A 21,544-nucleotide genomic window follows, 5' to 3' on the forward strand; every position below is an offset into this window, starting at 1 on the left:
TAAGATGAACGGGCCTGCTACCGTACTGCTTCGCTGTCCAGCCCCGTCCAGTAGGCCAGGAACGCCAGCACATCGGCGCCCGCACCAATCACCTTCTCCACCGGCTTGCCCGTCCCGTGCCCCGCGCGCGCCTCCACGCGCAACAGGCGCGGCCGCTCGCCGATCTCCGCGGCCTGCAGCGCAGCCACGTACTTGAAGCTGTGCGCTGGCACCACGCGGTCGTCATTGTCCGCAGTGGTCACGAGGATTGCGGGATAGGCCCTGCCCCCGTCTATATTGTGATAGGGTGAATAGCTGCGCAGCGTGTGCCAATCTTCCTCCCGGTCAGGACGGCCATAATCATCCACCCAGAACCGGCCGGAGGTGAAGCGGTCAAACCGCAGCATGTCCATGACGCCCACGTCGGGATTCGCCGCAGCGAACAGATCGGGCCGCTGGTTCACGACCGCTCCCACCAGCAGCCCGCCATTGGATGCGCCCTGGATCGCAAGACCGCCCTTGGCCGCGATCCCCTCCTTCACGAGGTATTCGCCCGCAGCGATAAAATCATCGAAGCTGTTCTGCTTCTTCTCGCGCCGTCCGGCCTCGTACCAGGAGCGCCCAAGCTCGCCGCCACCCCGGACGCTGGCCAGCGCGAACGCCCCGCCCGCCTCTAGCCAGGCCATGCGCACCGGCGAATAGGCCGGCGTCAGCGCAATATCGAAACCGCCATAGCCATAAAGAAGGGTCGGCAAAGGCTTGCCTGCCGCCGCCAGGGCCTTCTTGCGAACGACATAGAGCGGCACCATCGTCCCGTCCTTCGAAGGGTACTGACGCTGCTCGACCAGATAGTCAGCGGGATCGAACGCCATTCTCGGCACCGCAAACGGCGTTACCGTTCCCCTCTGCAGGTCCATGCGATAGATCGCCGGCGGCAGGTTGAAGCTGGTAAACTGGTAGAATGTCTCCGGGTCGCCGGGTCGTCCGCCAAACCCGCTGGCCGTGCCGATCCCGTTCAGCGTTATCGCCTTGCCCGGCTTGCCCTTGCGATCGGTCATCACCGCCACCGTCTGGCCGTCCTTGAGATACGACAACAGGAAGCGGTCGCCGATCATCCGCGCCCCTTCCAGCGTATTGCCGCGCTCGGGCACGACCACGGTCCAGCCCTTCTTCGGGTGGGCCAGATCGATGCTGACCAGATGGTAATTGGCAGCGCTCCGGTCGGTCAGGAACCACAAGCGATCGCCGATCCCCGCCACCAGCTTCCAGTGATCTGCAATCTCGGGCACCAGCGGCTGCGCTTTCCATTCGCCCGACCTGCGCCCGTCGAGCTGGATCAGATGAACTGCATTGCGCTTGTCGGTGCTGACTTCGCTCACCACCACGGCCCAGCGCCCGTCGCTCGTCACCAGTGCCTTGTGGCTCCATGCGGGGTTCTCTGGCGTTGCGTGGACCAGTTCATCGTGATCCTGCGCGGTGCCGACGCGGTGAAACCATACCGCCTTGTTGAAGCGCGGCGCCCGGGGATCATCGCCCGCCCGGGGTGCCGGAAAGCGCGAATAGAGGAAGCCCTCGTCGCCAACCCAGGCGATCTCCGTATCATTGGCCCACGCGATACGCTCGTCAAAGATGCGGCCGCTCGCGACATCCACCACGCGCAAGGTGCGCCAGTCGCTGCCCGCCTCCTGCTCGGCAAAGGCGACATACTTGCCGGATGGTGATGGCTCCCATTGGGCCAGCGCCAAGGACCCGTCCGCACTCCAGCCATTGGGATCGATCAGCAGGCGCTGCTTGCCCTCGACCCCCTTGCGCACCCACAATGCCGACTGGTTCTGCAAGCCTGCATTGCGCGTGTAGAAATAGCTTCGTCCAGCCTTGCGCGGCAGGCCATAGCGCTCGAAATCGAACAAGGATCGGATACGACCGGCAAAGCGCTCACGGGCGGGTAGCCTCGCCAGATAATCCCCGCTCAAGGCATTCTGCTCTGCCACCCAGGTAGCGACCGCGCCATCCGTTCGCGGATCGGCTTCAAGCCAACGGAAAGGATCGGCAACGCGCTGCCCGAAAACCTGCTCGACCAGCGGATCGGCCCGGGTCGATGGATAAGCCGTCTTCGGAAGGACAAGCCTGGCATTACTACTGCTGGGATTGGAACCTCCAGAGGCCTCCGGAAAGGCCACCTCGGAACTGTCCGCAACTGCAGGGCCTGCAGGCAGCAGCGCCGCCAACAGAAGTGCGCCGCCCAACAGGCCGCGCGCAGACCTTGCCATCTCCCGCATCATCGTTGGCCAAGGCATAGCACAGCGCAACGATATGCGGGAGATGCCCTTCTTCCTCAGTCCGTGGCTTTTAACCCCGTCCAGTGCGCCAGAAACGCGTAAACGTCAGCCGTTTCCTCGATCAACTTCGAGATCGGCTTGCCCGACCCGTGTCCGGCGCGAGTCTCGATGCGGATCAGTTGCGGCTTCGGTCCAAGTCCGGCGGCCTGGAGCGCTGCTGCATACTTGAAGCTGTGCCCCGGCACCACGCGGTCGTCAGTGTCAGCCGTCGTCACCAGCACTGCCGGGTAGGGCGTGCCAGCCTTCACGTTGTGGTAGGGCGAATAGGCCCGCAGCACGCGCCAGTCTGCCTCGACATCAGGTCGGCCGTAATCGTCGGTCCAGTAACGCCCGGCGGTAAAGCGGTCGAAGCGCAACATGTCCATGACGCCCACCGCCGGATGCGCCGCCGCGAACAGGTCGGGCCGCTGGTTCACCACTGCGCCCACCAGCAGCCCGCCGTTTGAGCCGCCTTCCACCGCAAGCCCCGTCTTGGGGGTCACGTTATTGGCAATCAGCCATTCGCCTGCCGAAATGAAATCGTCGAACACATTCTGCTTGCGTGCCCGCCGCCCGGCATCGTGCCAGGCATCGCCATATTCGCCGCCGCCACGCAGGTTCGCCACGGCATAGGCCCCGCCGCTCGCCAGCCACGCCATGCGTGCTGCCGAGTAGGCTGGCGGCAAGGAAATGTTGAAGCCGCCGTAGCCATAGAGGATCGTCGGCACCGGCCCCTTTGCGTCCTTGCGCCGGACCACGAACATCGGGATCCTTGTGCCATCCTTCGATGGATAGAACACTTGCACGACCTTGTAGTCCTCGGGCGCGAAGTTCAGCGGCACCTTCTGCCATGGCGCCACTTTCCCGCTGACCGTATCGAAGCTGTAGACGGTTCCGGGGGTGGTGAAGCTGGTAAAGCCAAAGAATCCGGCCCGGTCCCCCGGCTTGCCGCTGAACCCGGTGATCGATCCGATCCCCGGCAGCGCCATCTCTCCGGCAGGTGTCCCGTCAAGGGCGTAGACCTTGATCAGCGATTTCACGTCCTTCAGGTAATTGAGGTAGAGTTTGCCCCCGACGATCGCGGCCCCGTCGAGGTTCGCATCGCTTTGCTCGACCACCGTGGTCCAGACCGGCTCTGCCCCCGAAAGGTCGACCTTCATTACCTTCTTGAGCGGCGCGTCCTTGCTGGTCACGAACCACAGCGTGTCGCCTGTCGCGTCAAAGCAGTCCCACTGGGCGGTCATGTCGGGAACCAACGGGCGCAACTTCCAGTCAGCCTTGCCGATTGGCGCCACGAACACGGCTGAAAGGGGGTCGGTGCCTTCATGGCTGGTCACCACCAGCCAGCGCCCCTCGCCCTTGACCTGCGCCACATGTCCCCACTTCGGCTTGTCAGGGGTCGCAAAGACGGGCCGGTCCTCAGCCTGCGGCGTACCCAGCTTGTGATACCAAACGGTCTGGTTGTAATTCAGCGCCTGGAACGCCTCGCCCTCTTTGGGTGCCTCAAAGCGTGAATAGAGCACGCCGTCATTGCCGACCCATGCGATATCGCTGAACTTCACCCATTTGATCTCGTCCGCAAGGGCCTTCCCGTCGCCCGCGCCAACGAACTTCATCGTCCGCCAGTCCGATCCACCGTCCTGCACGGTGTAGGCGAGCGTTGCCCCGTCCGGCGAAGGCTCCCAGGCGTCGAGCGCGGTCGCCCCATCCTTCGCCCAGCCATTGGGATCCAGCAGAACGCGCCCCTCAGGCGAGGCGGCATCCCGCACGACCAATTGCGCCTGGTTCATCAGACCCGAATTGTAGGTGTGAAACAGTCGGCCTCCTTCCTCGCGGGGAACGCCCCAGCGCGGATAGTCGAACAGCCCCTTAAGCTTCTTCTCGAACCCGGCCCGCTCCGGCAGGGCCTTGAGATAGCTATCGGTAAACCTGCTCTGGCCGTCGACCCACGCCGCAACCTTGCTGTCAATACGAACGTCCGCTTCCAGCCAGCGATAGGGATCGGCAACCTGTTCGCCGAAAAGGGTCTCGACCACCGACCCCCGGTCAGTCTCAGGGTAGTTCAAGGCTGTATCTCCGGCAAAGGCAGGGGCAGACAGGCTGACAGCCGCCACCGCAGTGGCGAACAGAATTTGGCGCATGGGCATGGGGGAGCTTTCCGGTGAATCATTCGGTTGCAGCCGAAACTAGCCAGCTTCCCGTCACGCACAAGCCCCGTGCACGAAAAACGGGCGGAGCCAGCGGCCCCGCCCGTCAATCTCGTCCGAAACGAAGCGCGAATTATGCGGCTTCGTATTCGTCTTCATCAGCCGTCATCACCGGGCCCGAGTCCTGGCCCTTGGCCGAGGTGTCACGGTCGACCAGTTCGATCACGGCGATCGGCGCGGCGTCCGAAGCGCGGAAACCGGCCTTGATGATGCGGGTGTAGCCACCGTTGCGATCGGCATAACGCTCGGCCAGAACGGTGAACAGCTTCTGCAGCTGGGCATCGTCAAGCAGACGGGCGTGGGCGAGACGGCGGTTCGAAAGGCCACCCTTCTTGCCAAGCGTGATCAGCTTTTCGATGTAGGGGCGCAGTTCGCGCGCCTTCGGCGTCGTCGTGGTGATCTGCTCGTGCTTGATCAGAGCCGCTGCCATGTTGCGCAGCATCGCGATGCGGTGGGCAGAAGTACGACCCAGCTTACGCTGGCCAAGTTTATGACGCATGGTATTTCCCTTCCGTTCGTAGGGGGGCCGTACGAGGTACCCCGATCCAGGCGGCAATTAGGGCTGCCGCCAAGTCACCCTTGAAAACAGGGCGTCCCGAAGGACGCCCCGAATTTCCTTAGCCGAGAAGCTCTTGCTCGAGCTTCTTGGCCATCTCTTCGATGTTCTCAGGCGGCCAGCCCGGGATGTCCATGCCGAGGCGCAGGCCCATCGACGAAAGGACTTCCTTGATCTCGTTGAGCGACTTGCGGCCGAAGTTCGGCGTGCGCAGCATCTCGGCTTCGGTCTTCTGGACCAGGTCGCCAATGTAGATGATGTTGTCGTTCTTGAGGCAGTTGGCCGAACGCACCGACAGCTCGAGCTCGTCGACCTTCTTGAGAAGGTAACGATTGAGCTGGTTGGCATCGCTCTCTTCCGGTGCATGGGCAGCGACGCCACCGGCAACCGAAGGAACGTGGCCGACCGGCACCTGGTCGTCGAAGTGCACGAACAGCGCGAGCTGGTCCTGAAGAATGCGCGCAGCATAGGCCACGGCGTCTTCCGGGGTGATCGTGCCATCGGTTTCGACCGTCAGGTTGAGCTTGTCGTAGTCAAGCTCCTGACCGATACGGGCGTTGTCGACCTTGTACGAAACCTGGCGGACCGGCGAGTACAGCGAGTCGACCGGGATCAGGCCGATCGGCGCGTCAACCGGACGGTTCGACACGGCGGGGACATAGCCCTTGCCGGTATCGACGGTCAGTTCCATGTTGAACGTCGCGCCTTCGTCGAGATTGCAGATCACGAGGTCCTTGTTCATGACCTCGATGTCGCCGGTGACGGCGATGTCGCCTGCCTTCACTTCGCCCGGACCAGTGGCCGAGAGCTGCAGACGCTTGGGGCCTTCGCCCTGCATCTTGAGGGCGATCTGCTTCACGTTGAGCACGATGTCGGTCACGTCTTCGCGGACGCCGGCGAGCGACGAGAATTCGTGAAGAACGTTCTCGATCTTGATCGAGGTGACCGCCGCGCCCTGAAGCGAGGAGAGCAGCACGCGACGCAGCGCGTTGCCGAGGGTGAGACCAAAGCCACGCTCAAGCGGTTCGGCGACGAATGTCGCGCGGCGCTTGGCGTCGTTGCCCGGCTTGATCTCGAGATTGTTGGGCTTCTTCAGTTCCTGCCAGTTCTTGATGTTGACAGTCATGGAATTCCCCTGGGGTTTGTGCGGGCTTTTGCCGGTTGCCGGGATGCTTAATTCCCGGCTCCGGTCGAGATATTGGGTGAAAGGGGCGCCGGTACCTGCGCCCCATCCACCATAGGCAGGATCAGACGCGACGACGCTTCGACGGACGAACGCCGTTGTGCGGGATCGGGGTCACGTCACGGATCGCCGTGATGGTGAAGCCGACCGCCTGAAGGGCGCGAAGGGCGCTCTCGCGGCCCGAACCGGGACCCTTGACTTCGACTTCGAGGGTGCGGACGCCGTGTTCCGCAGCCTTCTTGCCGGCATCGTCAGCAGCGACCTGCGCTGCGTACGGGGTCGACTTGCGGCTACCCTTGAAGCCCATCATGCCGGCCGACGACCACGAAATGGCGTTGCCCTGAGCATCGGTGATGGTGATCATGGTGTTGTTGAAGCTGGCGTTTACGTGCGCAACACCACTGGTGATGTTCTTGCGCTCGCGGCGCTTAATGCGCTGAGGTTCGCGTGCCATGGTAAATATCCTCGAGAAACTTTGGACGGAAGAAGGATCTGTTCAGATCTTACTTCTTCTTGCCGGCGATCGGCTTGGCCTTGCCCTTGCGGGTGCGGGCGTTGGTGTGAGTGCGCTGACCGCGGACCGGCAGGCCCTTGCGGTGACGCAGACCACGATAGCACGCGAGGTCCATGAGGCGCTTGATGTTCATCGCCACTTCGCGGCGAAGATCGCCTTCCACGGTGTGCTCGGCGTCGATCGTTTCGCGGATCTGAAGGATCTCTGCGTCCGAAAGGTCGGCCACGCGGCGGGTGTGTTCAATACCCAGCTTGTCGGCGATCTGCTTGGCCTTGTGTGCGCCAATGCCATGGATGTAGGTCAGCGCGATGATCACGCGCTTGTTGGTGGGGATGTTGACCCCGGCAATACGAGCCACTTGCTTCTCCGTTTGCTCCACAGGCCGCGCGAATCGCTCGCGCCGCCTATCTCATCGCGAAAACTCACTCGGGAAATCCCGGATTTCTGCATGGTTTCAGGATCTTGATCCTGATTGTGCAGACGTTGCCCGGAAATGAGTGAAAGGCGCGATTAGGCGGTTTCGACTGCAACGTCAACCGTTACGCAAGCACAAAAGGCGGACTGCGCGCCGTTCGTGGCACGGTCCTGCTCGAATGTGGAGCAACCTTATCCCAATCGCGCCGCGAGGTCAAAACCCCCGGTGCGCAGCCCTACTGGGTCGGAGCGACGATCCTTGCCGGATGTCCGGAAACACGCGCCCCATCGGGAACGTCGCGCGTCACGACAGCGCCGGCTTCCACCACGCAGCCTTTGCCCACCTTGATGCCCGGCATGACGATGGCCCGCGCGCCAATCGTGGTGCCGCTGCCGATAACGGTGTCGGCGTAGAGACCGCGCGTGAAGTCGTGCGAAAGCAGGATGGCCCATGGCCCGATCACGCACTCATCGCCGATATGGATCCCCGATGGCCAGTTGCGGTCGAGCGACGCTGTCGGGGAGACCCAGGCGCTGGCGGCAATGTTCATCCCCCAGAAGCGGGTCTGGACAAGATGCCGAAGTCTCTGCCTGATGCTCTTTCGGCGTATACCCGCCCCTCTGGTCACGCGTCCGATGCCCCCGCCAGGCCCGCCAGGGGCCAATCGCGCTTTGCATAACGCCCGGGCCGGAGATATCAACTCGCCATGGCCTACCCCCCGATCAGCGGACGCAGTCTCTCGCGCTTCATCCGCGCCCGTGGCCTGGTGATCGGCAGCTACATCGCCTGGCTCCGCCATGTCCGTGGCGTGCGCATGGGCCGGGAGGTCGACCTGTCGCTCAGCACGCGCATGGAAGTGGGCAGGCGTGGCGCCATTTCGATCGGCGATGAAACCGCGATCGCCCTCAACGCCGCAATCTTTACCAGAGGAGAGGACGGCAACGTGCGCCCGGTCTCGATCGGCGCGCGCTGCTTCATCGGCGCAGGGGCTGTCATCCTGCCCGGCGTGACCATCGGGAACGGCGCAATCGTCGCGGTGGGATCGGTCGTCAGGCGCGACGTTCCCGATGACTGCATCGTCTCGGGCAATCCCGCACGCATCGTGCGGCGGGGCATCGACGCCGGATGGCTCGGCCGCCTGCCGGAAGCCCACATCAACCAGCGCCTGATGTATGCGCGCGAGGCCATCAAGCTCGGGCTCGCAACACGCGGCCCGGCCGCCCTCGAAGCAACGCCTGAAGCCAACGACTGAAAGCCCTTCTCAGACGATTGTCACCGCCCTCGATCCATATTAGACCAGAAGTTCTAATAATACATGGGGAGAGAACTCGATGGCCGCACTGCGTCTTCCACCGCTCGTGAGACTGGCCCTGCTCGTGCCGCTGACCCTGCTGCTTTCGGCATTCCACGGCTTCGTCGGCTGGCACAAGGTCTTCTCCTCCCGCGAGGAACTGATGCGCCATACGGCTTGGACCGTGCATCTGCCGGAATGGCTCGGACGCCTTGTCGGGATCACCGAGCTTGCGCTTACGCTCCTGCTGCTGCTGGCACTGTTCCGGCCGGGGTACAGCCGGATCGGCATGATGGCAGCATACGGATTCATCGCGCTCGAACTGGTCTCGACCGTAACCCATCAACTCGCGCAGGACGGCGCGTCGCTTGCCCAGAACCTGCTGTCCATCTTTATGACGGCGGTCGTCGCATGGTTGTTTGCGCAAAGGGCCGAGGCCGCTAGATAGCGACAAGATTCGCCGCCGGCACGGGCGGCCGTCCCTCCAGCGTCGGATATTGCCATCACAACTCGCCTGCGCATTGCCGCATCGCTCGATTATGCCATGTCCGCCGCCGCTCCGGTGCTGATGCAGATCGGCGTTGCGGCAGTGGCGGGACAGCGCCTGCTCGAGACCAGTTGCATCACCACACCCGGCATAGCCCACACCGTCGCCGGGCACGATGGTCTGGGCGAGCGCCAATGGCTCGAACCCCGGACGCGGTTCGAGGTATCTTACAACGTCATCGTCGAGATCGACCGCCAGCCCCTGCCGCTGGCCAATCTTGCCGCCGACAGCCTCACTGCCCTGCCCGGCGAAGTGCTCGAATACCTGTTCCCCTCGCGCTACTGCCCGGTCGACACGATGCACGCCGCCGCGGTCGACATGTTCGGCCACTTGACTGGCGGTGCGGCGGTAGAGGCCGTGCGCGACTGGATCGCCACCCACCTCGCCTATGTCCCCGGTGCCAGCCACGGCGGCACCACCGCGCTTGACACCTTCCACGCCCGCGAAGGCGTCTGCCGCGACTACGCCCACCTCCTGATCGCGCTGGTGCGCAGCCTTGGCATCCCGGCCCGAATGGTCAGCGCCTACAGCCCCGACGTCACCCCCCAGGACTTCCACGCCCTCGCCCAGGTCTGGCTGGCGGGAGACTGGCACCTGGTGGACGCGACCGGCATGGCCGACCCCGCCACAACCGCCATCATCGGCGTAGGACGCGACGCTGCTGACATCGCTTTCCTGACGATCTTCGGCGCCGCGACGCTGAATGCGCAGGTGGTAGAGGTGCGCTTGATGGACTAACGGGCAGTGTCGCAACCAGCGTGAACCCACACGCCACAATCACCCAAAGACCTCGTCTTCCCGTACTCGACAAGGGGCTTGGCTTCTCTTGAGTTTCCGGACTTCGATTTAGGGAATTATGCACGTGTCCCCTTAATTCACGTAATTGATAATTCGTAATTTGCAGTTTTTCGGGGCTATTAAACTTATCTACCTTTTCGAATTTCCACGAATTCGGCAAGTCGAACTCCCTTTCGTAGTTCCGTCCCAAAAGACTTTCCAATTCCGGCGCGTTCTGCAAGATCCTGAAGGTTCACACCATTGAGTCGTTGTGCGTGCTGAATTCCGAAAAGATGAATGGTGACAACTTTGTCACCTTTGGGTGCGGCATCTACCACACGCCGCAATTTTTCAGCAATTTCGCTCATACAAAATACTCCTTCTATGCGCTCTACACTTAATCAGCGGACCAACGATATTCGAAGGCTTCTTGAGGCAAAACGGCTGCGTCGTTCAGTTTCTTTTTGATTTCTGCTCCACCCGGCATGACGTTCAACATGTTGAAGTAGTTTCTCACAGCCATGTTTATGTTCGACAGGCAACCTTTCGTTTTGATCCAATTTTGCGGGCTGAAGACCCGGTTGGGTGGCTGTGTTTCATTCGCAGCCGCTTCAAGCGCCATATTCAACGCCGTTCCGCCAAGCCGCACAATTTCATCTACCATCCCAGCAGCTTCAGCGGCTTGCCAGGCACGCGCCGGATTGGAAACGCGATCCGATTGGTTGCTAGAAATAGCGAAGCACATCGCAACAGCGTAGAGGTGATGATACGGTGCGTATGCCTTCATCGCCAACAAAGTCTCGTTCAAGCTTAGTGGGTTATCCGAAACCCAAGTGCGGCGAACCGCATGCATCCACCTGTTCAACGCCATGATGTTTTCAGGCGGGTAATCCTTGTTTTTGAACAGCGTTTCAAAATATTTATCAAAAATCTTGGTTTCACCGTAGGACAGGTTCGGCCTTAGTGTCTGCCACGCAATCAACGTCTTCGCATATTCGGATAGTTCTACAACTTCTATCTTGTTGCGATCTGCGGGAGCCGCTTCACCCCGCTTGGTGATGAAATAGCCAGTTGGGTATTTCAGTTCGAAAGCCTTTTTCAGCGCTAGAACACGCTTATCATTGCTGCGCAAATCGCGGGCCTTCACCGCGCTTTGCGAATTTGTATTGATGGAAATTTTGTCCGCCCGGTCCCGCTGTGGAATTTCGTAGAACCGAAACAGGATGAAGGCATCATCCACCTTCTTCACCGTTTCGCTGCACGACAATATCGTGTTTAGCGACTGACAGCCGTTCACGACGCTAAGCCCGTGCAGCGAAAGCGACTGGCTGGCTTCGTCATACGTCATCTTGTTGCAGAGTGCAGTCACGCCGTTGTGGAAAAAGAAGAAATCACTGCGCTTGTCGCCAAGGATCGATTGGCGAATGCCCTTATTGACGGCGTTGCTGGTTCCGAGGCTTTGGCGCACGTTCTTTTGAAAAAGCGTGCCATCCTTGATGCCGGGCAGTTTAATGCATTCCTTCAATGGTAGCGCCGCGACGACGACTGGCGTCCCCGCAACTTCGTGATACATGTGCTTCGTGCCGGACAGGTCCAGCTTGTAGTTCAGGCTGGGGTTGTCGGCCTCAATGGCGTATTCATAGCGTCGTTGCAGTTCGTCCGCATCGATGACGTGAATCGTTGCATCGAACGATTCATTCTCGCTCAGTTTCGCCAGTTCCTCTTGGAACGCAGCCAAGTCCGCTTGAGCGGCTGGCGTGAGTAAACCCGTAGTTAACAGTTCGAACGAAACTTCATAATCGTCTTCAAGTGCTGTTGCCAGTTCCGACAGCTTCGCTTTCAGCTTGCTGTTCGCCACGTTTTGTAGCCGTGCCAAATCTTTGATTTGAATCCAAGATGACAGCACTTCACGTAAGGGCTCGCCATCAACGTTGCCATTCCCGATAAACTTGCCTTGGATGATTCGAACAACGGATTTGTCGTCATCGACGATGATAGCATCAATCTGCTTGTCATCCGCGCCATCGGTTATGTCCGCCTTCGTCTCGTTCATATCACGGAACAGGACATTGCGTAGATACCAAGCCACGAAGCGCTGGCCATCGTTTGGGAAGTTCTGTTGAAAATAGTCGCTGGCAACTTGCTGCTTGATTAGATTGAACACGGTATTCCCCCACGGGCCACTGTCGCCAGTGTCACATTGAACGTGCCAGCGCTTAAGTGCAATCCGTAACGCGCGGGCGCTTCGGCTCAATTACAGGTTACGGTGACACTTTACTAAATACACTTATCTATTCCCTCAAATCCGCTCCGCCTGCGCCACCGCCTCACTCGCCCGCAACGCTGAGATAATCCGCGTCAAATGCGCCAGGTCCCGCACCTCCAGATCCACCTCATAGGTGTGAAACGGGTTCTCCCGCTGCGTCATCTCGAGATTGACCACGTTGGCGTGGTTCTTGGCGAAGATGCCGGCCATTTCGGCCAGGGTGCCGGGGCGATTGTAGAGTTCCGCACGCAGCCGCCCGATCGCGCCGTCGGTGCGGGCGTCCCATGACAGGTCGATCCAGTCGGCATCGACGCCGTCTGCCAGCTTCATGCAGTCGATCGCGTGGACTTCCACCCCCTTGCCGGGGCGGCGCAGGCCGACGATGCGGTCGCCTGGCACCGGGTGGCAGCAGTCGGCCAGCTTGAAGGCCATGCCCGGCGTAAGGCCCCGCACCGCAATAGCGCGCTTCTGGCTGGGCCAGTTCTCTTCGGGAATGTTGGCAGCGCTTCCGGGCACCAGCGCTTCCATCACCTGCCGGTCGTCCAGCTTGGCCGAGCCGATGGCGAACATGAAGTCTTCCTCGCCCGCCAGCTTCAACCGCTTGAGCGCATCGTTCAGCGCCTTCTTGCCGATCTTGGTCGGCAGCCGCTCGACGATCTCCTCGTAGAGCTTGCGCCCGATCGCGGCGACTTCGGCGCGCTCCTTCTGGCGGACGAAACGGCGGATCGCGGCCCGCGCCTTGCCGGTGACGACAAAGCCCAGCCACGATAACTGCGGCTCTGACGTCCGGCTCTTGATGATCTCCACCACGTCGCCGTTGCCGAGCGGCGTGCGCAGCGGCACGTGCCGACCGTTGATCTTCGCCCCCACCGCCTGCGCGCCGAGCTTGGTATGGACGGCGAAGGCAAAGTCGATCGGCGTCGCCCCCTTGGGCAACTGGAACAGCGCCCCCTTCGGCGTGAAGGCAAAGATGCGATCCTGGTAGATCGCCATCTTGGTGTTCTCGAGCAGTTCCTCGGCGTCGTGGCTGGATTCGAGGATTTCGATCAGGTCGCGCAGCCAGCCCACCTGCCCATCGGGCGTGCCGCCCTGCTTGTAGGCCCAATGCGCGGCAAGGCCGAACTCGTTGCGCTCGTGCATCTCGTGCGTCTTGATCTGCACTTCCACGCGCATCGCGTTGGAATAGATCAGCGCCGTGTGCAGCGAACGATAGCCGTTCATCTTCGGCGTCGAGATGTAGTCCTTGAACCGCCCCGGGATCATCTGCCATTCGCGGTGCAGGATGCCCAGCGCCTTGTAGCAGTCGTCCTCGTTGTCGGTCAGGACGCGGAAGGCCATGATGTCGGTGATCTGCTCGAACGACACGTGCCGCTCGGCCATCTTGCGCCAGATCGAATAGGGGTGCTTCTCACGCCCCGAAACCTCGACGCGCAGGCCCGCCTCGGCCAGTGCCTGCTTGATCTCCAGCGCGATGGCATCGACCTGGGCGCCTTCCTCGCTGCGGATCGCCGCCAGCCTGCCGGTGATCGTGGCATAGGCTTCGGGCTCAAGCTGCTCGAAAGCCAGCAGCTGCATCTCGCGCATGTATTCGTACATGCCCACCCGCTCGGCCAGCGGGGCATAGATATCCATGGTCTCGCGCGCGATGCGCCGCCGTTTTTCCTCGCTCTTGATGTAGTGGAGCGTGCGCATGTTGTGCATGCGGTCAGCCAGCTTCACCAGCAGGACGCGCAAGTCCTCGCTCATCGCCAGCAGGAACTTGCGCAGGTTCTCTGCAGCGCGCTCGCTCTCGCTCATCGTCTCGATCTTCGAGAGCTTGGTCACGCCATCGACCAGCCGCGCCACGTCCGGCCCGAACAGGCGCTCGATCTCGTCCACGGTGGCAAGCGTATCCTCCACCGTATCGTGGAGCAGCGCAGTGATGATCGTGTCCTGATCGAGCTTGAGCTCGGTCATCAGGCCGGCCACCTCCACGGGATGCGAGAAGTACGGGTCCCCGCTCGCCCGCTTCTGGGTGCCGTGCTTCTGCACGGTATAGACATAGGCACGGTTGAGCATCGCCTCGTCCGCATCGGGATCATAGGCAAGCACACGTTCGACAAGTTCGTACTGGCGGAGCATCTGTGCCCTAAATGGCGGCATCGGAGCGGTTCCCGCAAGGGGGAAAGCCGCATGAATGCAATCGTATTGGTCGATCAGCCGATGATCGGCTCGGTTCCGGCACTTTCCCGCAACAGTCCTGCGACGCGGGGGTCAGGAAAGATTTCGACGTGCCGTGCATAGGGCGCAAAGCCCTGTCCCATGTAGAACCCCAGGGCGCGTGGATCGTCGAGCGTGCAGGTGTGTACCCACACCCGCTCAACGCCGGGCACCCAGGCCATCTGCAGCGCCCGCCGCATCAACCACTTGCCAAGGCCCTTGCCGGTCGCCCCGGGGATCAGTCCGAAGAACGCTATCTCGCACGTCCCGGCCGCACGGAAGTCCAGCTCCAGCATGCCGACCTCGACCCGCGCCCTGTCCACCACGGCATGGACCTGCACCTGCGGATCGTGAATGATCGCCGCCAGTTCCGCGTCCGACATGGCCAGCCGCGACCACCACAGCCAGGGCTCACCCACGCGACGATAGAGCAGCCGGTATTTCTCGGGCGCGCAGTCCTTCCAGCGCACCAGTTGCACCGGAACGTCGCCTTCGGGCACCAGCCGACGCAAGCCCGCCGGCGGCTGGCGCATTTCGAGCGAGGTCACGACGCAAGCCAGATCGCCCGGCGCAACGTTGTGGAACCCACGGGGCAGCGCCGGGCCTTCCGCCTCGATCACGTCAGCTCCAGACGGCTTCCGGTGGCAGGCTCATCAGGATGGCATCGATGTTCCCGCCGGTCTTGAGACCGAACAGCGTACCCCTGTCCCACACCAGATTGAACTCGGCATAGCGACCGCGATATTCGAGCTGGGTCAGCTTCTCTGCCGGCGAGTAGTCCATTCCCATCCGCTTCCTCACCAGACGCGGGAAGACGTTGATGAAAGCCTCGCCCACATCGCGCGTGAAGGCGAAGTTGGCTTCGAATGCGGCATCGTCAGCACATTCGAGGTGGTCGTAGAAAATGCCCCCAACGCCGCGATGGACCTTCCGGTGCGGAATCCAGAAGTAGTCATCCGCCCACCTCTTGAACTTCGGGTAGTATTCCGGATCGTGCTTGTCGCAGGCCGCCTTGTACTCGGCGTGGAACTCGGCCGTGTCTTCCTCATAGGGGATCGGCGGGTTGAGATCGCCGCCACCGCCGAACCACGCCTTGCTGGTCGTCAGGAAGCGCGTGTTCATGTGGACCGCCGGCACGTGCGGATTGCGCATGTGCGCCACCAGGCTGATCCCCGTCGCAGTGAAGCCCGGCGCCTCTGCGCTCGCCCCATTGACCGATCCGGCGAAGTCCTTCGAGAACTCGCCCTGCACAGTCGAGACGTTGACGCCGACCTTCTCGAACACCTTGCCCTTCATCAGGCCCTGCACACCGCCGCCGCCGTTTTCGACAGCTTCGCCGTCATGCTCCCGGTTCCACGGCGTATAGGCAAACGACGCATCCGACCCCGCTTCGCGCTCGATCGCCTCGAACTCCGCGCAGATCCGGTCACGCAAGCTCTCGAACCAGGCGCGAGCGCGGGTAGTGTGGGTCGTCCAGTCGGTCATGCATTCCCCCAAAGGTCTGTCATGGCGACTTGCCAAGGGAATCGCGATCCGGCAAGGGAAAGCCATGGTTCCCTTTTCGTTCGCACCTTTTCAGTTCATGGGGCAGGAATTCCGCCTCGGTGCATCCCGCGCGCTTTATTGGGTGGAAGAAAATGCGCTGCTGGTGGCTGACCTTCACCTCGAAAAGGCCAGCTTCTTCGCGCGCCACGGCCAGATGCTCCCCCCGTATGACAGTCGCGCCACTCTCGAACGGATTGCCGAGGCCCTGCGCGAGACCGGCGCCCGCCGCGTCTTCTGCCTGGGCGACTCGTTCCACGATGCCGCCGCCGTCGCTCGAATGGAGCCTTACGCCGCTGGCATGCTTGATGCCCTCACCCGCGCGAAAGACTGGGTCTGGATCACCGGAAACCACGACGAAGACGCATCTGCCCCCGGCGGCACATTGGTTGACGAGCTGGCCGTTCGCGGTCTCACCCTGCGCCACATCGCCCGCAAAGGCACCGGCGAAGCCGAAGTCTCAGGGCACTTCCACCCCAAGCTGCGCGTCTCGATCCGCGGTCGCACCATTGCCCGCCCCTGTGCCGTCGCGAGCGAGAACCGCCTGATTCTTCCCGCTTTCGGCGCTTTGACCGGAGGCATGGACGCAGGCGACCCGGCAATTCTGGCGGCATTGCAGCCCGCCCGCTCGATCGATGCGATCGTCCCTGCCGGGGCAAAGCTGGCCCGCTTCAATCTCTGGCGCGCTGCAGCCTGAAAGCAACATGCTTTCGCGAAACCCGTCGGCTTTAGAACCAAGGGCAAAACCGCCCTTTATCTGTGCGCGCATTGTGATATGAGCGCGCGGAACCATATTGGGCAAAAACTGCAGGAGAAAGCACTATAGCTCCCCCACCGCGGCGCATGATGGCGCCCCCCGTCAAGAGCGGGCCTCGCTACAACCAAATGATCAACGTGCCCAAGGTGCGCGTGATCGACGAGAACGGCGAGAACCTGGGTGTGATGTACACCCGTGAAGCGATCGAACAGGCCGCCGAAGTCGGCCTCGACCTCGTTGAAGTTTCCCCGAATGCGGATCCGCCGGTCTGCAAGTTCCTCGACGTGGGCAAGTTCCGCTACGAGGCGCAGAAGAAGGCCAACCTCGCGCGCAAGAGCCAGAAGACGCAGGAGATCAAGGAGATCAAGATGCGTCCGAACATCGATGACCACGATTACGACACGAAGATGCGTAACGTCGTGAAGTTCATCGGTGAAGGCGACAAGGTGAAGATCACGCTGCGCTTCCGCGGCCGTGAGCTTTCGCACCAGCAGCTCGGCATGAACCTCCTGCGCAAGGTGCAGGACGATGTGGCTGAAATCGCCAAGATCGAAGCCTTCCCCCGCATGGAAGGCCGCCAGATGCTGATGGTCCTCGCGCCGAAGTAGGCCCGAGACCGCGCTTATGCAAACCGCAAGGGGCGTGCCGCAAGGCGCGCCCTTTTCGTTTCCGAACAGGCGACAGTTATCTACCCTTCCCGCAGCCGGAAGGTGTCGGGGGGTGGGCATTCGCCACCTGCAATCCGCACTCTGCCGGATCGCCTTGCCTGCACACCGGTCATCGACGCCCCGAAACGCCCTGGCGCGCGTTCCGCAACTCGCCCCCACCAACCAACGCTCCACCGATTCAACCATGTCTGTTTGGCGCATCTGCGCGTTGCCGCTGCGGTTCGCCAAAAAACCAACAGGTTTCATCAAGGAGCATTACATGACGCCGTCTCTCAAGATCATCCCCGCCGTTGCGATTCTCGCTGGCTCGCTGGGCCTCGGCGGTTGCGCCACCAAGGGCTACGTCAACGAGCAGATCGCCACGGTCAACCAGCGTATCGATGGCGTGGAAAGCCGCCTCCAGGCAACTGACGGCGTTGCCCAGGCTGCCCGCAGCGAAGCGCAGGCCGCCAACGCGCAGGCCCAGACCAACACCCAGCGTCTCGACCAGCTCACTGGCCGCGTCGACAGCATGGACCAGCGCATGATGCAGGCCCAGCAGAAGCGTCCGCGCAACTAATCGGCCACTGTCGCGTTAAAGTGCCAGACAGGTCTTCTGTGGTCAGACAACCAGGGAAGGCCTGTCCGGTTTTTCGTCTTTGGTGCGAGTGAAGTTCGAAATGATGAAGGCTCTTGCGGCGCTTGCCGGCCTGGCGCTGGCTCTCCCCTCTGTGATGACCGACCCCGCCGAAGCGGCAACGGCGACAGCTTCGAAGGCCAAGGCGCAAAAGCGCAAGAGCACGAAATCCGTCCAGAAGCCCGTCCAACTGCCCGACCTGACGATCCCGACACAACGCGTGACGTCATGGGTGACGGAGACCGCAGACAACAACGGGCTGCCCTTCCTCGTGATCGACAAGCCAAGCGCCACGGTTTTCGCCTTCGATGCGAGCGGCAAGCCGGTGGGCTTCGGTCCGGTGCTGATCGGCCGCGCCTTGGGTGACGACGCCACGCCTGGCGTCGGAAACAAGAGCCTTGCCGAAATCGGCCCCGCCGAGAAGACCACCCCGGCCGGTCGCTTCCTTGCCCGCTTCGGCAAGGCTGCGGGAAACACCCGCGTTCTCTGGGTCGATTACGCCACCTCGGTCGCCATCCACACCATCCCGCCGGGAAATCCCAAGGAGAACCGGGCCAAACGCATGCTTTCGCCCGACGTGGACGACAACCGCATAACCTTCGGCTGCATCAACGTCCCCAAGGCGCTCTACAACGGCAAGATCGCCCCCATGTTCGGCAAGAAAGGCGGCTACGTCTACATCCTGCCCGATAGCAAGCCGCTGGAAGACGCCTTCCCGCCACTTCATGCCAGGCCCTTCACCCCCGCACAGGTCGCAACAGCCGAGAGCACGCCCAGCCGCTGACCTGGCCGCTCGGCGGCAGCCCTGATGCGAAAAAGGGGAGCCGAAGCTCCCCTTCCCCCTTCCGAAGCCCGCGCCTCAGAACCGGTAGCGTGCCGCCACGCCATAAGTGCGCGGCTGGCTGGTATAGCCAGAGATCGATCCGGGCTGGGCCGGGGTATCGAAGATCTGCAGGAGATAGCGGTTGTCCGTCAGGTTGCGTCCCCACAGCGTCAGTTCGAACCCGCTCGGCATGGCCCAGGTGATCGAGGCATTGGCCTCGTTCACTTCACGGCGGAACGGCCGCGCCGCTTCGATCGCCACGCGCGTGCCGCCATCGAGGAAGCCGGGCAGCCCCTCGGCAATCTGCACCGGCGATTCATAATGGAAGTCGCCGCGCAGGATCAGGTGGTGGCCGCTGTCGAACTCATGGTCATAGCTCGCCGCGAAAGTCGAGGAGATGGCCGGTATGCCTGCCGGTCGCGTCTTCGAAAGGTCGCCCACCGCCGAAAGCACGAAGCTGTCGTACTTCGGATCAAGGTAGGTCATCGCCACGTTGAACTGCCAGCCCTTGGCCGGCTTCACCGTGCCTTCGAACTCGATACCGCGAACAGACTGCTTGCCGGCGTTGGCCAGCACGAAGCCCGACCCTGTGAAGGTGTTGGACTGGAAGCCATTGATCCGCTGGTCGAACGCGGCAAGGTTTGCCGTGACCAGCCCCCAGTCAGCCTTCAGCCCGATTTCATAGACGGTGGAGCTTTCAGGGCCGGCAAACCGGCTGCCATAGGTCTGGTTGACGACTGTCAGTCCCCGCGCAATCAGCGCGTCGCGATCGCTCAGCAGCGGGCGGCTGTCGCGCGAGAGGTTGATCGAGCTCGCCTTGAAACCCGTCGCATAGCTTGCATAGACGTTGATGTCGTCGGTCAGGTCATAGGCAACGCGGACGATGTAGGTGAACTTGTCGTCACGGGTCCGGCCCGGCTCCACCGCGTTGGGCACGGCCAGGAAGGGCGGCAGATATTGCAGATCCTGCAGCGCCAGCAGCGGATTGCCGACCGTAAGAGGATTGCTGTCCGCAGCCGCTTGCTGGGTCGAAAGGTTCGCGTTCAGCGCCGCAAAGCCTGAAGCCTGGGCCTGCAGGTTGGCAAACACCGTCGGATTGGCCTGTGCGAAGGCGGCAATGGCCAGCGGGTCCGTCGTGCCCAGCGCGGTCGAGATGAAGCCGCGGCTCAAGGCCGTGCCGCCGATCTGCACCAGATCGAGGTTCGCAAACACGTCAGACGATGTTGCCGAGGCGGCAAAGTCCTTCTTGTCCTTGGTGTAGTTGATGCCACCCGTCACGGTCAGCCGGTCACCGATCTTGAAGTCTGCCTGGCCGAAGACCGAGAAAGCCTCATTCTTGAGGCGATAGCGCTCGTCCAGCTTCTGCCCGGCCACGAAGAACCGGCCCGTGTAGTTGGTGCCGGTCAGCCCGCTGATCGTCGCCTCGATGCTCGACAGCGACTGGGTGTTCTGCGTCAGCCCCCGGATCAGCACGTCGGCATAACCGCGCGCGTCCTCGCCCCAGCCAAGCTGGTTGGACTGACGGATGCTTTCGTTGAAGTAATATCCGCCTACGAGGAAGTTGAGCGGGCCATCCATGTTGGTGGCCGCACGCAGTTCCTGCGTGAAGGTCTTGATGCCCTGATCCTGTGCATTGAACCCGATCAGATCCGCACTGGTGAAGTCGGAATCCTGATTGGTGAAGGCGTCCAACCGCCGGTAGGCAGTGATCGAGGTGAAGGTCAGCGGACCGAAGTCGTAGTCGACCTGACCCGAAGCCCCCCAGTTTTCGATGTCGTTGACCGAATCGATATTCGAATAGACCCGGTTGGCGTAGATCTCGTCAGGTCCGTTGACGCGCCCGCCCAGAGCACGGATCGCCTGCGTCGCAGAGCTGGGCCGGAGGTTGACCACCCCGCAGCAGTTCTCGTCAATCTTCGAATAATCGCCGATCAGGCGCACCCGCGCCTGGGCATTGGGTTCCCACAACGCCTGGCCACGCACGAACCAGCGATTGCGCTCGTTGGTTTCGTTGCCGGTGCCGAGGTCCTTGTTGTACCCGTCGCGCTTGTTGACGCCGCCGGCAAGGCTCACCGCCAGCCCGTCCGTCACCGGCCCGGTGACCACGCCCTTGAGCACGACCGCATCGTAATTGCCGTAGCTCGCCTCGACATTGCCACCGAAGTCGAACTTGGGCGCGGCGGTCACGATCGAGATCACGCCGACGCTGGCATTCTTGCCGAACAAGGTCGATTGCGGCCCGCGCAGCACTTCGATGCGCTGCACGTCGGGGAAGTCGCCGATCTGCGCGGCAGAGCGCGAGCGGTAGACGCCGTCGATGAACACGCCGACCGATGGTTCGATACCGGCGTTGTTGGCGCCGTTGCCGAAGCCGCGGATGATGAAGTTGGTGTTCGCGCTCGATTGCAGCTGCGTCACCCGCAGCGAGGGCACCACGCTCGTCAGGTCCTTCAGATCGCGGATCTGCGCCTGCTCCAGCGTCTTCGCGCTCGTTACAGAGACGGCAATCGGCACGTCCTGCAGGGTCTGTTCGCGCTTCGTGGCGGTGACGATGATCTCGTTGCCCTCTGCCGCCTGATCGGGCGCGGGCGGTGCCGGCTGAGCTTCCTCCTCGGCCGCGACGGCAGCGTCCTGCGCGTGGGCGGTGGCGGAAAACGCAAGAGCAAGTCCGCAAGCTCCAGCAAGAAGCGCGGCCTGGCCGGCACGACCGGCATACAAGGATTTCATCTGCAAAACTGTTCCTCTATTCACCCGCCGGGCCTTCGCCGGACGGTGGCCGTCATCCGGCCGGAAGGTCATCCTGTTTCCCACCCGACCTTCTAGGGCGCGGAAAACATGCGAACAATTCCAGTTCGATGAAATCCTTCGCGGTCCCCATGCATTTTC

20 protein-coding genes are annotated in these 21,544 nt (G+C 62.1%); 7 read left to right on the forward strand and 13 right to left on the reverse strand.

The features are described 5' to 3' along the window. Positions 1-17 precede the first annotated feature (17 nt). From NJ75_RS13135 to NJ75_RS24760, 7 genes are all read right to left on the reverse strand, one after another. Entirely contained in the window at positions 18-2,249 is a 2,232-nt protein-coding gene (locus tag NJ75_RS13135) for a prolyl oligopeptidase family serine peptidase (RefSeq protein ID WP_082013380.1), read from the reverse strand. A 65-nt stretch (positions 2,250-2,314) separates the two neighbouring features. After that, on the reverse strand, positions 2,315-4,444 hold the full coding sequence (locus tag NJ75_RS13140) for a prolyl oligopeptidase family serine peptidase (RefSeq protein ID WP_039335205.1): 2,130 nt from the start codon (positions 4,442-4,444) through the stop codon (positions 2,315-2,317). 133 nt (positions 4,445-4,577) lie between these two features. Beyond that, the gene (gene rplQ / locus NJ75_RS13145; RefSeq protein ID WP_039335208.1) at positions 4,578-5,003 is read right to left on the reverse strand and encodes a 50S ribosomal protein L17; all 426 of its coding nucleotides are present in this window, start codon (positions 5,001-5,003) and stop codon (positions 4,578-4,580) included. Between the two features lie 118 nt (positions 5,004-5,121). Beyond that, positions 5,122-6,186, reverse strand: coding sequence for a DNA-directed RNA polymerase subunit alpha (locus NJ75_RS13150; protein WP_039335210.1), 1,065 nt, complete (start codon positions 6,184-6,186; stop codon positions 5,122-5,124). A 121-nt stretch (positions 6,187-6,307) separates the two neighbouring features. Continuing rightward, a complete protein-coding gene (gene rpsK, locus NJ75_RS13155) occupies positions 6,308-6,697 on the reverse strand; it encodes a 30S ribosomal protein S11 (protein WP_008065643.1) in 390 nt (129 codons plus the stop codon). Between the two features lie 49 nt (positions 6,698-6,746). After that, positions 6,747-7,115, reverse strand: a complete 369-nt coding sequence (gene rpsM / locus NJ75_RS13160; RefSeq protein ID WP_039335281.1) for a 30S ribosomal protein S13 — start codon at positions 7,113-7,115, stop codon at positions 6,747-6,749. A gap of 292 nt (positions 7,116-7,407) precedes the next feature. Then, positions 7,408-7,722: an acyltransferase gene (locus NJ75_RS24760; RefSeq protein WP_052242474.1), complete on the reverse strand. Its 315-nt coding sequence runs from the start codon at positions 7,720-7,722 to the stop codon at positions 7,408-7,410. 156 nt (positions 7,723-7,878) lie between these two features. On the opposite strand from NJ75_RS24760, the gene NJ75_RS25365 reads away from it, so the two are divergent. From NJ75_RS25365 to NJ75_RS13180, 3 genes are all read left to right on the forward strand, one after another. Then, positions 7,879-8,424: an acyltransferase gene (locus NJ75_RS25365; protein WP_052242476.1), complete on the forward strand. Its 546-nt coding sequence runs from the start codon at positions 7,879-7,881 to the stop codon at positions 8,422-8,424. A 79-nt stretch (positions 8,425-8,503) separates the two neighbouring features. Then, positions 8,504-8,911: a DoxX family protein gene (locus NJ75_RS13175; RefSeq protein ID WP_039335215.1), complete on the forward strand. Its 408-nt coding sequence runs from the start codon at positions 8,504-8,506 to the stop codon at positions 8,909-8,911. A 96-nt stretch (positions 8,912-9,007) separates the two neighbouring features. Beyond that, positions 9,008-9,748 carry a transglutaminase-like domain-containing protein gene (locus NJ75_RS13180; RefSeq protein ID WP_052242477.1) on the forward strand — a complete coding sequence of 247 codons (741 nt, stop codon included), beginning with the start codon at positions 9,008-9,010 and terminating at the stop codon, positions 9,746-9,748. 185 nt (positions 9,749-9,933) lie between these two features. Here the strand turns inward: NJ75_RS13180 and NJ75_RS24365 are convergent, their stop codons facing one another. The 5 genes from NJ75_RS24365 to hemF all read right to left on the reverse strand — a co-directional run bounded on the left by NJ75_RS24365 (position 9,934) and on the right by hemF (position 15,737). After that, positions 9,934-10,155, reverse strand: coding sequence for an HTH-like domain-containing protein (locus NJ75_RS24365; RefSeq protein ID WP_156135795.1), 222 nt, complete (start codon positions 10,153-10,155; stop codon positions 9,934-9,936). Positions 10,156-10,184: 29 nt separating this feature from the next. Beyond that, positions 10,185-11,951 (reverse strand): AIPR family protein, encoded by a 1,767-nt coding sequence (locus NJ75_RS13185; protein ID WP_039335219.1) that lies wholly within the window; start codon positions 11,949-11,951, stop codon positions 10,185-10,187. Between the two features lie 135 nt (positions 11,952-12,086). Next, positions 12,087-14,174, reverse strand: a complete 2,088-nt coding sequence (locus NJ75_RS13190) for a RelA/SpoT family protein (RefSeq protein ID WP_039335221.1) — start codon at positions 14,172-14,174, stop codon at positions 12,087-12,089. Between the two features lie 74 nt (positions 14,175-14,248). Beyond that, the gene (locus tag NJ75_RS13195) at positions 14,249-14,785 is read right to left on the reverse strand and encodes a GNAT family N-acetyltransferase (RefSeq protein WP_082013382.1); all 537 of its coding nucleotides are present in this window, start codon (positions 14,783-14,785) and stop codon (positions 14,249-14,251) included. Positions 14,786-14,873: 88 nt separating this feature from the next. After that, entirely contained in the window at positions 14,874-15,737 is an 864-nt protein-coding gene (hemF, locus tag NJ75_RS13200; RefSeq protein WP_039335223.1) for an oxygen-dependent coproporphyrinogen oxidase, read from the reverse strand. 64 nt (positions 15,738-15,801) lie between these two features. Here hemF and pdeM point away from each other — a divergent pair, with 64 nt between their 5' ends. The 4 genes from pdeM (at position 15,802) to NJ75_RS13220 (ending at position 18,619) form a co-directional block, all read left to right on the forward strand. After that, a complete protein-coding gene (gene pdeM / locus NJ75_RS13205) occupies positions 15,802-16,491 on the forward strand; it encodes a ligase-associated DNA damage response endonuclease PdeM (RefSeq protein WP_052242479.1) in 690 nt (229 codons plus the stop codon). Between the two features lie 146 nt (positions 16,492-16,637). Then, positions 16,638-17,159, forward strand: a complete 522-nt coding sequence (gene infC / locus NJ75_RS13210; protein WP_039335224.1) for a translation initiation factor IF-3 — start codon at positions 16,638-16,640, stop codon at positions 17,157-17,159. A 319-nt stretch (positions 17,160-17,478) separates the two neighbouring features. Next, on the forward strand, positions 17,479-17,778 hold the full coding sequence (locus NJ75_RS13215; RefSeq protein ID WP_039335290.1) for a hypothetical protein: 300 nt from the start codon (positions 17,479-17,481) through the stop codon (positions 17,776-17,778). Between the two features lie 154 nt (positions 17,779-17,932). Further along, entirely contained in the window at positions 17,933-18,619 is a 687-nt protein-coding gene (locus tag NJ75_RS13220) for a hypothetical protein (RefSeq protein ID WP_407668287.1), read from the forward strand. A gap of 75 nt (positions 18,620-18,694) precedes the next feature. Here the strand turns inward: NJ75_RS13220 and NJ75_RS13225 are convergent, their stop codons facing one another. Beyond that, complete coding sequence (locus tag NJ75_RS13225) at positions 18,695-21,385, reverse strand: TonB-dependent receptor (RefSeq protein ID WP_039335227.1); 2,691 nt, start codon at positions 21,383-21,385, stop codon at positions 18,695-18,697. Positions 21,386-21,544: the final 159 nt, after the last annotated feature.

It is taken from the genome of Novosphingobium subterraneum (assembly GCF_000807925.1).
GTDB lineage: Bacteria > Pseudomonadota > Alphaproteobacteria > Sphingomonadales > Sphingomonadaceae > Novosphingobium > Novosphingobium subterraneum.